Consider the following 17,381-nt stretch of genomic DNA (forward strand, 5'->3'; position numbering starts at 1 on the left):
GGCCGCCACGGCGCGCCAGGCGCTGCTGCTGAGCAAGGCATGGGAAGCGGCCGACGCGCCGCTGCGGCCGCGCGCCGGGCGACGCCTGGCGATACTCGCCGGGGCGGAGACGGCCGCGTTGGCGGCGCAACTGGCGCGGCGNTTCGCCGGCAGCCTGGTGCTCGACGGTGGCANCANCGATGAGATGTACGCCGCGCGCGACTGGCGGCAGTACGACGGCTGGATCGANCTGGGCGGCTGCGCCGGCCAGGCGCCGNCGCCGGCGGCGCTGGACTGGATCGCCCCGCTGCAGCAGTGGGTCGAGGCGCGGCGCCAGGAGCACGGCGTGGCGCTGTGCGTGACGCAGGGCCTGGAACGCTATCGCCAGTCGGGCGTGAACCTGGCCGGCGCGCCGCGCGTGGGCCTGTACCGCATGCTGCAAAGCGAATATGGCAGGCTGGTGTCGCGCCATGTCGACCTGGAACCGGGCGCCGACGAGGCCGAGCTGGTCGACCAGATCTGCGCCGAGCTGGAGATCGACGACCTGGAGTCGGAAGTGTGTTATCGGGGCGCGCAGCGCTACCGCGCGCTGCTGCGCGGCGAAGCGCCGGCGCCGTCGGCCGCGCTGGAGGAACTGCCGCGTTTCGACGCCGGCCAGGTGTTGCTGGTGACGGGCGGCACGCGCGGCATCGGCTACCTGTGCGCGCAGCATGCGGTGCGCCATTACGGCGTGCGGCGGCTGGTGCTGAGCGGGCGCGATGTGTTTCCCGCCCCCGCGCAGTGGGCTGAGCACCAGCGCGAAAACGGTCCGCTGGCCGCCAAGATGCGCGCCATAGAGGGATTGCGCGCGCAGGGCGTGCAGGTGGAGGTGGTGGCCCTGGCGCTGTCGGACGAGGCGGCGGTGCGCGCCTGCCTGGAAGGGGTGCGCGCGCGCCTGGGGCCGATCGCCGGGGTGCTGCATGCGGCGGGCCTGGGCGAGTCGGATACACCGGTGTTTGCGCGCAAGTCGCTGGCGGCGGTGGCGCGGGTGCTTGAGCCGAAGGTGGCGGGGCTGGACGTGCTGCTGGCCTGCCTGGCGCAGGACGCGCCGCAGTTCTGCGTGCTGTTTTCGTCGGTGTCGGCGCTGCTGCCGGCGCTGGCGGCGGGGCAGAGCGATTATGCGATGGCCAACGCGTACATGGATTATGTGGCCGAGGCGCAAACGGCGGGCTTCCCATTGGTGAGCATCCAGTGGCCGAGCTGGAAGGAGACCGGTTTCGGCGAAATTGGCAGCGCGGCGTATGCGCGCAGCGGCCTGCTGTCGCACACGGACGCGGAGGGACTGGCGCTGCTGGACCATGTGCTGCGCAGCCGCCCGGAACGGGTGCTCATTCCGGCCATCGTCAATCCTGAAGTGTGGCAGCCGCGCGGGCTGCTGCTGCACCAGCGTGCCGCCGTCGCGGGTAGCCATGGCGTGCCGGCGGCGGCGCCGGCCAGCCCGTCCGGGTCCGGGTCGCCGCTATTGGCGCAGGTACAGGCGTGGCTGATCGCCCTGCTGGCCGAGACGCTGAAGATGGACGCCGTCCACATCGACGCCGGCAACACCTTCCTCGAATACGGGGCGGACTCGGTGCTGTTGCTGCAACTGATACGCCAAGTGGCGCAGCGCACGGGCGGCGAGCTCGATCCATCCATCCTGTTCGAGTATCCGACCATTGCGGGCTTTGCCAAATGGCTGCTGAACAAGCACGGCGAGGCGCTGTCCGCCGCGTTCCAGGCGCTGCCCGCCGCACCTTCGGTGCCGCTGCCGCTGCCGCTGCCGCTGCCGCAGCCGCAGCCGCAGCCGCAGCCGGAGCCAGTGGCGGCAGTGGAGCCGCTGCCGGCCGCGGCGCCGCCGCGGCCGGCCGGCGTGGCGCCGCTCGACATCGCGGTGATCGGCTTGTCGTGCCGTTTTCCGGGGGCGGACAATCTGGAGCAGTATTGGCGCTTGCTGGTGGAGGGGCGCTCGGCGATCGCGCCGGTGCCGAAGGAACGCTGGGGCTACGAGAGCGAGTTCTACGCCGGATTGCTGCCCAGCGTGACCCATTTCGATGCGGATTTCTTCTTGATGTCGGAAGCGGACGTGCGGGCGATGGACCAGCAGGCGCTGCTGGTGCTGGAGGAAACGCTCAATCTATTTTGCCATGCCGGCTACAGCCTGCAAGAAATCAAGGGGCAACCGATTGGCGTCTATCTTGGCGGGCGCAGCCAGCACCGTCCCGACGACCAGGCGTTCAGCAAGGCGAATAATCCCGTGATGGCGGTGGGGCAGAATTACCTGGCGGCGAATGTCTCGCAGTTCTTCGACCTGCAGGGCCCCAGCCTGGTACTCGACAGCGCCTGCTCGTCGGCCCTCGTCGGCATGAACATGGCCATCCAGGCGCTGCGCGCGGGCGACATCACGTCCGCCGTGGTGGGCGGCGTGAACCTGCTGAATACCGACGGCCCGTTCCAGGTGTTCGAACAGCGCGACATCCTGAGCCGCGAGTTCCATATCTTCGACGCCCGCGCCAGCGGCGCCGTGCTGGGCGAGGGCGTCGGCATGGTGCTGCTGAAAACCGTCGACCAGGCGCAGCGCGACGGCGACCGCATCTACGCCACCATCAAGGCGGTGGCGGTGAACAACGACGGCCGCACGGCGGGGCCGGTGGCGCCGAGTTTCCAGGCGCAAAAGGCGGTGATGCAGGCGGCGCTGGAGCGCAGCGGCAAGCGCGCGGGGCAGATCGACCATGTCGAGGTCAACGGTTCGGGTTCGGAAGTGACGGACCTGCTGGAGCTGAAGGCGATCGAGGCGATCTACCGCGCGGCGGACGGCGCGCCGTGCAGCCTCGGTTCGATCAAGCCGAACATCGGCCATCCGCTGTGCGCGGAAGGCATCGCCAGCTTCATCAAGGTGGTGCTGATGCTGCATCACGGGCTGGACGTGCCGTTCCTGTCGGGCCAGCAGCCGATGCGGCATTACGACATGCAGGCGTCGCCGTTCCATTTCAACCGCAGCGCCAGCGCCTGGCGCGGCGCCGGCGTGCGCAGCGCGGCCATCAACAGCTTTGCCGACGGCGGCACCAATGTCCACGCGATCCTGGAGGCTTGGCCGGCGGCCGCTGCGGCCGAAGAGGGCGCGCCGGGCCGGCGCCCGCTGGTCCCGCCGGCGCTGCGCCGCATCGACATCCGCCCATTCGGCGCGGCCGCCGGCGCGCCGGCGCCGGTCCTGCACCGCCCGCCGGCCGCGGGCGAGCAGCCGGCGGCGCCGGTGGAAAGTTTATGGGGCCGTTGAGCGGCAGGCTAGCGTCCTGAGTCATCGATCTCTGGATTAAATATGACGAGAATCGAGCTGATACTGCGTGGTTCAGGACACTGGGAAAACTATCCGGCGCGCCCTCGGGCGCGCACTTATCACGTTATCAATGAGGTTAGATGTGAAATCAACGTTCTCCATGAGTTTGCAGCGTCCGGTGATCCAAGGCCATCTGGTGCATGGCCAGCATTTGTTGCCGGGTCTGGCCTATATCGACATGCTGTACCAGTTATTCCGTGAACACGGTTACGATTACACCCAGCTGGAACTGCGCAACCTGTCGATCTACCAGCCGCTGATTGTCCAGCCGGACGAGACGGTCTTGCTGGTCATCGACTGCGTCATGCGCAGCGACGCCCATTGGAGCATTTCGATAGAGCGACAGCCGGAGGGGCCGGGCGCCGCGCTGCGTTATGCCACTGCCGAGATGCATGCGTGCGCGCCCGTCGTTTTTGGCGCCGCGCCGGATATCGCCGCGGCTCGCCGCGATGCCGTCCGCAGCATCGATATGCGCGATATCTACGCGCAGTGCCGGCAGCGCGAGCTGGTGCATCTTGACTTCATGCAGGCGGCGGGCGTCGCGCATCAGACGCTCGACGCGCTGCTGATCGACGTGGCGCTGGGTGCCGAGGCGGCGCCCGGCGCCAGCGGCGCCATGTTCCATCCGGTGCTGCTGGACGCCAGCGCCGTCGCCACGACGGGGTTCCAGCAAGCCGAGCCGAATCTGCGCATCCCGCTGTTTTACGAGTCTTTCCGCGCTTGCGGCCTGCTGCAATCGGCCTGCACGGCCCGCATTCCCGCCGCCTCCATGCATCACAAGGGCGAACTGCTCTGCATCGATATGGAATTTTACGACGCCGACGGGCGCCAGCTTGCGCATTTGCGCGGCTGCGCCAACAAGATTATCCGCTCGCCAGGCCTGATCGATCCCGCCCGCCGCGCGCCGGAGCAGCTTGCGCCCGCCGCCACCGCCGCTACCGCTGTCGCCGCCAATGACGCGCCCGTCGCCGCCGACGCGGCGGCCATTGCCGGCTTCCTGCAAGGTTTGATCGGCGCCCGCCTGCAGCGCGCGGCCGACGCCATTCCAACCGGCAGCGGATATTATGAACTGGGACTCGGTTCCGCCGACATGCTGGAGCTGGTGCGGGCCATCAACGACCACGTCGGCGGCGCGCTGGCGCCCACCCTGCTGTTCGAATACCCGAACATCGACGAAACGGCGCAGTATCTGAGCGCTCATCATGCCTGGCAGCCGGTGGCGTCCGCGCCCCGGCCGGCGGCCGCTCCCGCGCCCCAGCCGGCGGCCGCGCCGCGCCCCGGGGAGGCCGGATTGGCACTGGAAGCGGTCGCCATCATCGGCCTGGCCGGACGCTATCCGAAGGCGCGCAACGTGCGCGAATTCTGGCAAAACCTGAAAGACGGCCTCGATTGCATCAGCGAGATTCCCGAGGACCGCTGGGACCACAGCCAGTATTTCGACGCTGACAAGTCCGCACCCGGAAAAACGTCGAGCAAGTGGGGCGGCTTCATCGATGGCGTCGACCAGTTCGACCCGCTGTTCTTCAGTATTCCACCGCTGCACGCCGAATACATCGACCCGCAGGAACGCCTGTTCCTACAGTGCGCCTACGAGACGCTGGAAGACGCAGGCCATACGCGCGAGTCGCTGGCGCGCCAGGCGGGCGGCAATGTCGGCGTCTTCGTCGGCGTGATGTACGAGGAATACCAATTGTACGGCGCGCAGGAGCAGGCGCACGGACGGCCTGTCGCACTGTCGTCGAACTCTTCGTCTATTGCCAACCGGGTCTCGTATTTCTGCAATTTCAACGGCCCTAGCATGGCGATCAACACCATGTGCTCGTCGTCGCTGACGGCGATCCATCTGGCCTGCCAGAGCCTGCAGCACGGCGAATGCGAGCTGGCCTTGGCCGGTGGCGTCAACCTGTCGCTGCATCCGAATAAGTATCTGCTGCTGGGACAGGGGAAATTCGTCTCCAGCAGCGGCCGTTGCGAGAGTTTCGGCGAGGGCGGCGACGGCTACGTGCCGGCCGAGGGCGTGGGCGCGGTGCTCCTCAAGCCGCTGTCGAAGGCCATCGCCGACGGCGACCAGATCTATGGCGTGATCAAGGGCACGGCCGTCAACCACGGTGGCAAGGCAAATGGTTACACGGTACCCAATCCGGGTTCCCAGGCCGATGTGATTGAACGCGCCATCCGCCAGGCCGGAATCGACGCGCGCAGCATCAGCTACGTCGAAGCGCATGGCACCGGCACCTCGCTGGGCGATCCGATCGAAATCGCCGGCTTGAGTCGGGTATTCCGCCGCCACACGCAGGACCGCCAGTTCTGTGCGATCGGTTCGGCCAAGTCGAATATTGGCCACTGCGAGAGCGCCGCCGGCATTGCCGCGTTGACCAAGGTGCTGTTGCAGATGCGGCACGGGCAGCTGGCGCCGTCGCTGCATTCGGCCATTCCCAATCCGCACATCGATTTCGCCGCCAGTCCGTTCGTCGTGCAGCAAAGCCTGGCGGATTGGCCGCGCCCGCGGATCGACGTGGCCGGCGCGCTGACCGAGGTGCCGCGCATCGCCGGCATTTCATCGTTCGGCGCGGGTGGTTCGAATGCCCACTTGGTGATCGAGGAGGCGCCGCGCGCCGCCGCGGTAGCCGACGCGGTAGCCGGCGCGCCGCGCGCCGCGCTGATTGTCCTGTCGGCGAAAGATGCGCGGGGCTTGCGCGAGGTCGTGCGCCTGCTGCACGAAGCCCTGGGCGGTTGCTGCGCCGGGGCCGATCTGGCCGATATCGCCTGCACCCTGCAACTGGGACGCGAGGCGATGGCTGAACGGCTGGCCGTGGCGGCCGATTCCCACGCCGGCCTGGCCGGCAAGTTGAAGGCTTGGCTGGACGCGCAGGAAGACGCGCAAGCGATTGCGGGCGTACACCGCGGCGTGGTCAGTCATGGACAGCACCGTGCCGAGCCGCTCACGCCGGCGCAGATGGAGGTTCTGGCCGACGCGTGGACGCTCCGCGCGGAGGCGGCGGGAGTGCTCGATGCCTGGGTTGGCGGCAAGGAAGTCGATTGGGCGCGTTTGCAGGGCGCCGCGCCGGCGCGCCGCATCAGCCTGCCCACCTACCCGTTCGCGCGCGAACGCTATTGGATCCCCCAGGTGGCAGCGCAGGCGGAAAAACCGGCCGTCTCCGCCTCGCAGCTGCATCCGCTGCTGCACCGCAATGTCTCCGACTGGACCGGGCCGCGCTTCAGCACCATTGTCCCCGCCCATACCGCGCAACGCCGCATACGGCAGCGCCAGGCCGTGAGCGGCGCGGTCTGCCTTGAAATGGCGCGCGCCGGCTACGGCCTGGCTGCGGGCGACCAGGAGCGGGACAGCGCGATGCTGCGATTGTCGGGCGTGAGCTGGCCGCACTGCCTGGTACAGACGGCGAGCCTGCTTCAGCTCGACCTTTCCCTGTACCAGGAAGAGTCGGGCGAGGTCGCCTTTGAAGTGTTCAACGGGGCCGCGGAAGGCGAGCAACTGCTGTATTGCGAAGGCCGCGCCAGCATGGTGCCGCGCGCGGCGCCGGAAACCGCCGACCTGGAAGCGCTGCGCAGCCAGTGCGGCAATACCCGGCTGTCGTCGCAACAGTGTTATGAGTGGCTTCAGGACATCGGCCTGAGCTATGCGCCATCGCAGCGGGCGATCGGCGCCGTGTACTTGGGCGAGCAGCTGATGCTGGCGCAACTGGCTCTGCCGGTCGAGGCGTTGGCGGACGCGGCGCAGCAGCAATTGCATCCGCTGCTGCTGGAGGCGGCGTTGCAGGCAGCGGCCAGTTTCGCCTTCGGCGCGGCCGATTGCCGCCAACTGCTGCTGCCGGCGGCGCTGCGGCGCATCGACATCCTGCGCGGCTGCACGCCCGCCATGTGGGCGCTGGCCCGGCCCGGCGCCGTGGCCGACGCGGCGCACGCGGGCACGCTGCTCGATATCGATTTGCTCGACGACACGGGCGCGCTGTGCGTGCGCATGACAGGACTGGCGCTGCGCGAAGCCGACGCCGACGCCGGCACGGTCGCCGCTACCCTGCTGCTGCAGGCGCAGTGGCAGGCGCACACCGACGCCGCGGCCGCACCTCCCGTCTATGCGCGGCATGTGGTGATGCTGTGCGGCTTCGATGGCGTCGATGGCGTCGATGGCCTCAACCAGCAGCGCCTGTCCAGCGAGCTTGGGGCGCAGTGCCTGGTGCTGCCGCATGCCGGTGCCGGCGCCGCCGGCGCGTTCAATCAGTGCGCGCAGGCCGTTTTCGGCCAGGTTCGCGCCATGCTGGAGGCCGCGGCGGGCGGGGCGCAACTGCTGCAGGTCGTCGTGCCGGGGCACGGCGAGGGGCAGGCGCTGGCGGGACTGGCCGGGCTGCTCGACAGCGCGCAATTGGAAAACCCGGGCTTCATCGGCCAATTGATATCGCTGGACGCGGTGGACGACGCCGCGCGCCTTGTCGGGCAACTGCGCGACAACAGCCTGCGTCCAAGCGAGCGCCGCATCCGCCATGTGGGCACTGCGCGCGAGGTGGCGCGGTGGGTGCCCTTGGCGACGGCGCCGGTCGCGGGACATCCATGGAAGGCGGGCGGCGTCTACCTGATTACGGGCGGGGCAAGCGGGCTGGGCATGATCTTTGCGCGCGACATCGCGCGCCAGGCGCACGCCCCGACCCTGATCCTGACCGGGCGCTCGGCGCTTGACGCGCAGCGCGGGCAGCAACTGGCCGAATTGGAAGCGATGGGCGCGCGCGTCGTGTACCAGCGCAGCGATATCGCCGATGCCGCCTCGGCGAGCGCGCTGGTGGACGGCGTGGTGCGCGAATACGGCCGCATTAACGGCATATTGCACAGCGCCGGCGTGACGCGCGACGGCTTCATTCTGAGGAAAACAGCGCAGGACCTGCAGGCGGTACTGGCGCCGAAAGTGGACGGGCTGGTCAATCTCGATTACGCCACCCGAGACATCAAGCTCGACTATCTGGTTTGTTTTTCCTCGCTGGCCGGCGCCTACGGCAATGCCGGCCAGGCCGATTACGCGGCAGCCAATGCCTTCATGGACGCCTATGCCGTCTACCGCAACGGCCTGGTGGCGTTGAAGCGGCGCCACGGGCATACCCTGTCGGTCAACTGGCCGCTGTGGCGCGACGGCGGCATGCGGCTCGACGCCGTGACGGAGCAGGCCATGCTGCGCTCGACCGGCATGGCGCTGCTGGAGACGTCCGATGGCGTGGCCGCGCTGTACCAGGCGCTGGCCGCGGGCCAGCAACAACTGCTGGTGCTGCATGGGGATCTGGCGCGCCTCGGCCGCCTTGGCGCGGCGGCGCCGGCGCCGGCCGTGTCCGCGCCGGAGCCGCAGCAACCGGCGCTGACAGCGGCGCTGGGCCAGCAGTTGAAGAAAATGTTCGGCAGCGTCCTCAAACTGTCGGTGGAGAAGATCGACCTGGATCAAGGTTTTGAGTACTATGGCGTCGATTCGGTCCTGGTCACGCAGCTCAACGCGCGCCTGGAAGAGGTGTTCGGCGCCTTGCCCAAGACGCTGTTTTACGAGTGCGCCAGCTTGCGCGCGCTAGGCGCCTATTTGCTGGCGCGGCACCGGCCCGCCTGCCTGCAATGGAGCGGCGTGCAGTCGCCGGGCGAGGCCCTGCCCGCGGCGGCGGCGCCCGGCGCAACCGACCTCGCGGCGGGCGCGGTTGCGCCGCGCCGCGCCAGGAAGGCGCTTGCCCGCTCCGCCGGCCCTGGCCGGGTCGGCGCGGCGGCGCCATTGCAGCGCGCCGAGCGCGAGGCGATCGCCATTATCGGCGTCAGCGGCCGTTATCCGCAGGCCCGCAACATCGATGAATTCTGGGCCAATCTGCGGGCAGGCCGGGATTGCATCAGCGAGATCCCGGCCGAGCGCTGGGCGCTGGACGGCTTTTTCGACAGCACGCCCGGAGCGGGCGCCAGTTACAGCAAATGGGGCGGTTTTGTCGACGGCTTCGCCGAGTTCGACCCCTTATTTTTCCGCATATCGCCGCTTGAAGCGCTCGGCATGGATCCGCAGGAGCGTTTGTTCGTCGAAACCTGCTGGTCCGTGTTGGAAGACGCCGGCTACACCAGGGAACAACTGTTGCAGCAATATGGCAGCCGGGTCGGTGTGTTCGCCGGCGTGACGAAAACCGGATTCGAGCTGTACGGGGCGCAGCCGGGCAGCCAGGTTCTGCCGCGCACCTCGTTCGCCTCGGTGGCGAACCGGGTGTCCTACCTGCTCGACCTGAAGGGGCCGAGCATGCCGATTGACACCATGTGTTCGTCGTCCCTGACCGCGATCCACGAGGCATGCGAGCATATTCACCGCGGCGAGTGCGACATGGCCATCGCCGGCGGCGTGAACCTGTATCTGCACCCGTCCAATTACACGGCCCTGTGCTCGCAGCGCATGCTGTCGGAAGACGGCCAGTGCAAAAGCTTCGGCGCGAACGGCAATGGCTTCGTGCCCGGCGAAGGCGTGGGCGCGGTCTTGCTCAAGCGTTTGTCGGCGGCCGAAGCGGACCAGGACCATATCTACGGCGTGATCCGCGCCAGCAGCATCAATCACGGCGGCAAAACCAATGGTTACATGGTGCCCAATCCACAAGTGCAGGCCGAGGTGATCCGCGACGCGCTCGACAAAGCCGGAATTGATGCGCGCAGCGTCAGTTATATCGAGGCGCACGGCACCGGCACCGCGCTGGGCGATCCGATCGAGATCCGCGGGCTGGCGCAGGCGTTTGGACGGGATACGCAGGAGCGCCAGTTTTGCGCGATCGGCTCGGCCAAGTCGAACATCGGCCATTGCGAAAGCGCGGCCGGCATCGCCGGCCTGACCAAGGTGCTGCTGCAAATGCGCCATGGCCAGTTGGCGCCGTCGCTGCATGCGCGCGCGCTCAATCCGAATATCAATTTTTCGGCGACGCCGTTCGTGGTGCAGCAGGAGCTGGCCGACTGGACGCGTCCGAGCGTGAACATCGACGGCGTACTGCGCGAGTATCCGCGCATCGCCGGCGTTTCCTCGTTCGGCGCCGGCGGCGCCAACGCCCACGTGGTGCTGCAGGAGTATGTGGCGGCGGCGCGGCCGGCGATGGACGGCGCCGACCCGGTGCCGGCGCTGATCGTGCTGTCGGCGCGCAGCGCCGAGCGGCTGCAGGCGCAGGCCACGCAATTGCTGGCCGCGCTGGCGCGGCTGGAAGAGGAGGGCGTCGCCGTGGCCGATATCGCCTATACCCTGCAACTAGGGCGCGAAGCGATGCAGGAGCGGCTGGCGTTCAGCGTCGCCGACATGGCGGAATTGCGGCAGCGGCTGCAGGCCTTCCTGGCGGGCGGCGGCGAGGCCGCCGGCTGCCATGTCGGCCAGGCGCGCGGCGGCGAGGACGTGGCGGCGTTCACGGCCGACGAAGACATGGGGCGGGCGGTGCATGCCTGGGTGGCCAAGGGCAAGCACGGCAAGCTGCTCGATTGGTGGGTGAAGGGTCTGGCCTTCGACTGGCGCACGCTGTACGGGGCGCAGCGCCCGCGCCGGGTCAGCCTGCCCGGCTATCCGTTTGCGCGCGAGCGTTACTGGATCGCGCCTTGCGCGCCGGTTGCGCCCGTGGCCGCGGCGCCGGGGCTGGACGCGGGATGGTTGCATCCGCTATTGCAGCGCAACACGTCGGATGTGACGGGGCCGCGCTTTAGCAGCCGTTTCAGCGGCGAGGAATTCTTCCTGGCCGACCACGTGATCCAGGGCCGGCGCGTGATGCCGGCGGTGGCCTACCTGGAAATGGCGCGCGCCGGGCTGGCGCAGGCGGGCGGGGCCGAGCATGGCTGGCAATTGCGCGATGTCAGCTGGTCGCGCCCGCTGGCGCTGCGCGAGGGGGCGTCGGCCGAGCTGCACCTGGCCTTGTTCCCGGAAGCGGACGGCACGATAGGCATCGAAATCTACAGCGAGGCCGACGGCGAAACGGTGCTGCACAGCGCGGCCACGGGCGTGCCCGGCGCGCCGGCGGCGGCGCAGTATTGCGATCTGGCCGGTGCGCGCGCGGCGTGCGGCGTGGCCGAACTGTCGGCGGCGCAGTGCTACGCGATGCTCGGCGAACTGGGCCTTGAATACGGCGCGGCCCAGCGGGCGCTGGCCGCGGTGTACGTGGGCGAGGGGCAGGTACTGGCGCGGCTGGAACTGCCGGCGGCGCAGGCGGCGCAGGCGCACCGCTACCTGCTGCATCCGAGCCTGCTGGACGCGGCGCTGCAGGCGCCGATCGGGCTGTCGCTGGGCCTTGCCGACGCCAAGGCGCCGCTTCCGTTCGGCCTGGAGCGCATCGATATCCTGGGCGAATGCAGTACCAGCATGTGGGCGCTGGTGCGCACCAGCCCTGGCGCGCAGCCGGGCGAGCGCGTGCGCAGGCTCGATATCGACCTGTGCGACCCGGACGGCAAGCTGTGCGTGCGTCTGGTCGGTCTGGTGATGCAGGACCACCAGGCCGAGCAGAACGAGCAGAGCGAGCCGACGGTCGCGCTGGCCGTCCATGCGCCGCAGGACGCATGTGAAATCATGACCTTCGCGGAAAGCTGGCAGCCGCGGGCGCTGGCTACGGACGGTGGCGCCGATATCGGCGTGCTGCTGTGCTTTGCCTCGGTGCCGGCGCATCAGCGCGCCGTCAGGGAAGCGGTGCGCCGGCTCGACCCGCGCACCCGCGTGGTGTTTGTATCGCGGACCGCGGAAGGCGCGGGCGCGGACGCCTATGCGGTGAGCGCCGGCGAACGGGCCAGTTACGAAGCGGCTTTCGCGGCCGTCCGCGACACCTACGGCGCGGTCGACGCGCTGCTGTATCTGTGGCCGCTGGAAGATAGCGCATGCATCCGCGAGCACTCTCCCATCGTGCACGCCTTGCAGGCGCTCGCCAGTTCCAGGCTGGGTTGCCGGCGCGTGCTGCTGGCCGCCGCGTACCCGGATGGGCTGGAGCGCTGCTACGCCGAATCCTGGATCGGCTATGCGCGCTCGCTTGGCGCCGTGTTGCCGCAGACCCGGCTGGGCGTTGTCGGCCAGCTGGGCGAGGAACCCTTCGACGCTGCCGCGTGGTGCCAGCGCCTATGGGCCGAGCTGGCGGGCGGCGGCGATGACTGCGTCGAGTACCGGGACGGCGTGCGGCATGTGCCGCAGGTAGGCTTGGCGCGTCTCGACGCCGCGCCGACGCCGCTGAAAAAAAGCGGCACTTACCTGATCACCGGCGGCGCCGGCGGCCTGGGCTACCTGCTGGCACAGCATCTGGCAGCCACGTTTGGCGCCAAGCTGATCCTCAGCGGGCGCTCGGCGCCGGACGCGCGCCTGCAAGTCCGCCTGGCGGCACTGGAGGCGCTGGGGGCGCAGGTCGTGTATGTCCAGGCGGATGTGGCCGACCTGACGCAGATGCAACAGGGCCTGGCGCATGCGAGGGCGCGTTTTGGCCGGATCGACGGCGCCATCCATGCCGCCGGGCTGGAGGGCAAGACAAGCTTGCCGGACAATACGCTGGCGCGGTTCGAACAGGTGCTGGCGCCGAAGGTGGCGGGCACGCTCGTGCTCAGCGATATCCTGCAAGACGACGCGCCGGACTTCCTGTGCTACTTCTCGTCCGCCGCGGCGATCCTGGGCGATTTCGGCTCATGCGACTATGCCGTGGGCAACCGCTTCCAGATGGCGCACGCGGCCTGGCAGGAACGCCGTGGCGCGCCTGGCAAGACCATCGTCATCAACTGGCCTATATGGAGGGACGGCGGCATGGGCGGCGCCGACGGCGCGGCCGAGCTGTACTTGAAATCGAGCGGCCAGCGCGCGCTGGAGACGGCGGACGGCATCGCGCTGTTCGAGCGCCTGCTGGCGCAGCGGGCGTGCCAGCATTTGGTGCTGTTTGGCCGGCCGGATCGGCTGCAGCGCTTCTTTGCGCCGGCGCCGAAGGCAGCCCCGGCGACCGCGGCGACTGCGACGCCAACCCCGGCGGCGGCTGGCGCCGGGGATCGCAGCGCAACTGGCCGGCGTGGCGGCATGCGCGGCCTGACTACCTTGCAGTGCCTGGCGATTGACCTGAAACGGCTGGCGGGCGAATTGCTGCAAATCGCCAGCGAGCGTATGGGGGGGCAGCAAAATCTGGCCGATTTCGGTTTCGACTCGGTCAGCCTGGCGCGCTATGCTGCCGCGCTGAGCGCTTATTTCGGCGTCGAGTTGCTGCCGTCGGCGTTTTTCGCCTATCCGACCCTGGACAAACTGGCCGCCCACCTGGCGCAGGAGCATGCGCCGGCGCTGGCGCTGCTGTATGCGGAATCCGACGCCACGGCGCGCGCGACGCCCGTCCGCGCGCCCGCAACGCCGGCGCGCGCGCCGGCGCCGCAAACCGTCCGGCGCCAGGGCTACCGCCCGGAACGGAAGGCGGCCGCGGACGAGCCGATTGCGGTCATCGGCATGAGCGGCCGGTTTCCGAGCGCGCGCAACGTCGACGAGCTGTGGCGCATTCTGGCCGACGGCACCGACGTATTGCGCGGCGTGCCGGACGACCGCCCGGGCGGCTGGAAGGATGGCGGCGGCCAGTCATGTGGATTCGTGCCCGGCGTGAGCGAATTCGATCCGCTCTTCTTTGAAATTTCACCCAAGGAAGCGCAGGGCATGGATCCGCGCCAGCGCCTGCTGTTGCAGGAGGCCTGGAACGCGCTGGAGGATGCCGGCTTCGGCGCGCAGCAGATGAGCAGCGGCCGGCTGGGCAGTTTTGTCGGCGTGGAAGAGGGCGACTATCAGTTGCTGGCGCAGGACGGTGCGAGTATCACCTCGAACCACAACGGCATCCTGGCGGCGCGGCTGGCGTATTTTACCAATGCCAGCGGACCGGCGATGGCTATCAATACCGCCTGTTCGTCCGGCCTGGTAGCGCTGCATCAGGCATGTCTGAGCTTGCGCGCCGGCGAGTGCGACGCGGCGCTGGCCGCGGGCGTGAGCCTGATGCTGACCGATGCCGGCCATGCGAGGATGGCGCAGGCGGGCATGCTGTCGGCCGACAATCGCTGCTATGCCTTCGACGAGCGCGCCGACGGCATGGTGCCAGGCGAGGCGGTGGCGGTGGTCGTGCTCAAGCGCCTGTCGCAGGCGCAGGCCGACGGCGATCCGATTCATGCGGTGATTCGCGCCAGCGGCGTCAATTATGACGGCAAGACCAATGGCATTACCGCCCCTAGCGGCGCGGCGCAGGCGGCGCTGCTGCGGTCGGTGTACGAACGCAGCGGCGTTAACCCGGAAACCATCGACTATGTCGTCACGCACGGTACCGCCACCCGCCTGGGCGACCCGGTGGAAGTGAACGCGCTGTACGACACGTTCAAGTCCTTCACGGCCAAGACCGGCTTTTGCGCGCTGACGTCGGTCAAGCCCAACCTCGGCCATACGCTGGCCGCGTCGGGGCTGGTCAGCCTGATCAGTTTGATCCAGGCGATGCGTCATCAAACCATTCCGGCCAGCCTACACTGCGTCCAGGAGAACAACTACATCCGCTGGGACCAGAGTCCTTTCTACGTCAACAAGATCAACAAGCCGTGGCCGGCGCGCGATCGCCTGGCGCGCATGGGCGCGGTCAGCGCGTTCGGCATGAGCGGCACCAACGCCCATGTGCTGGTGCAAAGCCACGAGGCGGCGGCGCCGGCCGGCGCGCCAGCGGCGCCGTATCATCTGCTGGTGTTGTCGGCCAAGACGGAAAGCGCCTTGCGCGGCAGGCTGGCCGATTTGCTGGCCTACTTGCGCGACGACGCGAACGCCGACCGTACCCTGGCCGAGGTCGGGCATACCCTGCTGGAGGGGCGCCAGCATTTCATGCAGCGCTGCGCGCTGGTGGTTGCCGATCGCGGCGACGCGGCGCAGGTGCTGGAGCGCGCGCTGGCCGGCGAAAAATTGCCCCATGTCTTCGTGGGCACGGTGGCGCGCGACTTTACGCCGCAAACCATGTTGCAGCAGTACGCGGACGAGCTGACGCGGCACGCCACGGAGATCCAGGCCCAGTCCGGTCAGTACCAGGACCGGCTGATGGCGCTGGCCGACTTGTATTGCCGCGGTTATGTGCTGCATTGGAATTGCCTGTTCGGTGCTACGCGGCCGCGGCGTATCAGCCTGCCCGCGTACCCGTTTGCCCGGGAGCGCTATTGGGTGGCGCCGGCGCCGCCGGCCGAGGTCGACGTGCCGCGTCCGGCCGTGCCGGACTGGAACGAGATGATGACATTCGAGGAGCTCTGGCACGAGCAGCCTTCGACGCCGTCCAGCGCCGGCCCGATCGGCACGCTGGTCTGCTTTGCGTCGCCAGCGGCGGACCGGCACGCCATCGGCGCCGCGGTGCAGGCGCTCGATCCTGAAGCGCGCGTGGTCTTTGTCGGGCGCGCGGCGCAGCGCGAAGGCGCGGCGGCCGGGCAGGAGGGCGAACACTATTGGATCGACGCCGCTGATCCGGCCAGCTACGCGCTGGCATTGGCCGCCATCCGCGACGCGCATGGCAAGATCGGCGCCATGCTGTATCTGTGGGGCTTGGAAGATGTGGACTGCCTGCGCGACTACCGGCATATCGTCTACATTTTGCAGTCCATCGCCTCGACCAAGCTGGAGGTGGGGCGACTGCTGCTGGCCGGCTGCGAATATGAGCCGCTGGACCGCTGCTACGCCGAATCGTGGATCGGTTTCGAACGCTCCATCGGCATCGTCTTGCCGCATACCCAGGTGGCCGCCGTTTGCCTGGACCTGGCCGGCCCCGTCACGGCCATGCACGAGTGTCTGCCGCTGCTGTGGAACGAACTGCAAGCCGACAAAATGAAGAGCGTGCGCTATGAGGCGGGCCGGCGCCATGTGTGCAAGATCGGTCCGACCGTGCTACAGCCGCAACCGAGCCTACTCAAGTCCGGCGCCACCTACCTGATCACCGGCGGCCTGGGCGGGCTTGGCTATGTCTTCGCCGAGCACTTGATCAAGACGCAGGCGGCGAATATCGTGCTGACCGGCCGCGCCCCGCTCGACGGGGAGAAGCGCGGGCGCATCGAGGCGCTGGAGCGGCTCGGCGCGAAAGTGCTGTATATCCAGGCCGACGTCTGCGATCTCGACGCGATGCGCGCCGGTGTGCAGCGTGCCCGTGACCAGTTTTCATCGATCGACGGCGTGATTCACTCGGCGGGCATTGTCAGCGTTCAAACCATCGTGCATCAGGATATGGCCGGCTTCCAGGCGGTGCTCGATCCGAAAATCGACGGCACGCTGGTGCTGGACGAGGTGCTGCGCGATGAGCCGCTCGACTTCGTCTGCTATTTCTCGACCGTGTCCGCCATCATGGGCGACATCGGCACCTGCGACTATGCGATCGCCAACCGCTTCCAGATGGCGTACGCCGACCATCGCAACCGCCAGTGCCAAGCGGGGCTGCGGCACGGCCGCGCCATTGTCATCAACTGGCCGTTCTGGAAGGATGGCGGCATGGGACAGGCGTATGGCGACGCGACCAAGATGTTCCTGATGCTGGGCGGCCAGCGGGCGCTGGGCAACGAGGAGGGCGTCGCCATGTTCGAGCGTTTACTGGCCCAGCCGACGGCCCAGCAAATGGTGATGGTGGGCCGCAGCGACCGGGTCTATCCTTCCCTGGGACTGGCGCATTCGGCGCCGCCGGCGGCGGCGACCATGGCGGCGCCGCGCGCGGCGACGCAGGCGGCGCCCGCCGGCCGCGGCGCGGCGCTGCTCGGCCTGGGCCTGGCGCAGTGCATCGAGTACGACCTGAAGCAATGCGTCAACCAACTGCTCGCTTTCCCCCTTGAGCAACTGGACGTCGACCAGCATCTGGTCGAATTCGGCTTCGATTCGATCAGCCTGGCCACCTTCGCCAAGCTGCTGAGCACGCACTATGGTGTCGATATTACGCCGATCGTGTTTTTTGGCTTCCCGTCGATCGCCAAACTGACCGGCTATTTGTTGCAGGAACAGCCGGACGCCATGCAGGCGTTTTATCGGCTGGCGGGCGCACCCGGGAAGCACGTGGCGAGCGGCCAGCCGGCAACCGCGTAGGCGCGGCGCGCCCGCCGGCGGCCT

The 17,381-nt window shown here is 68.7% G+C and carries 2 protein-coding genes; both read left to right on the forward strand.

Annotation, left to right across the window (positions count from 1 at the left end):
• The first annotated feature begins 412 nt into the window (after nt 1–412).
• Nucleotides 413–3,271 (forward strand): type I polyketide synthase, encoded by a 2,859-nt coding sequence (locus JANGC3_RS28295; protein ID WP_442905266.1) that lies wholly within the window; start codon nt 413–415, stop codon nt 3,269–3,271.
• 142 nt (nt 3,272–3,413) lie between these two features.
• Entirely contained in the window at nt 3,414–17,357 is a 13,944-nt protein-coding gene (locus JANGC3_RS32280; RefSeq protein WP_198291984.1) for an SDR family NAD(P)-dependent oxidoreductase, read from the forward strand.
• The last annotated feature ends 24 nt before the right edge of the window (nt 17,358–17,381 follow it).

It is taken from the genome of Janthinobacterium sp. CG3 (assembly GCF_000344615.1).
Lineage (GTDB): Bacteria > Pseudomonadota > Gammaproteobacteria > Burkholderiales > Burkholderiaceae_D > Janthinobacterium.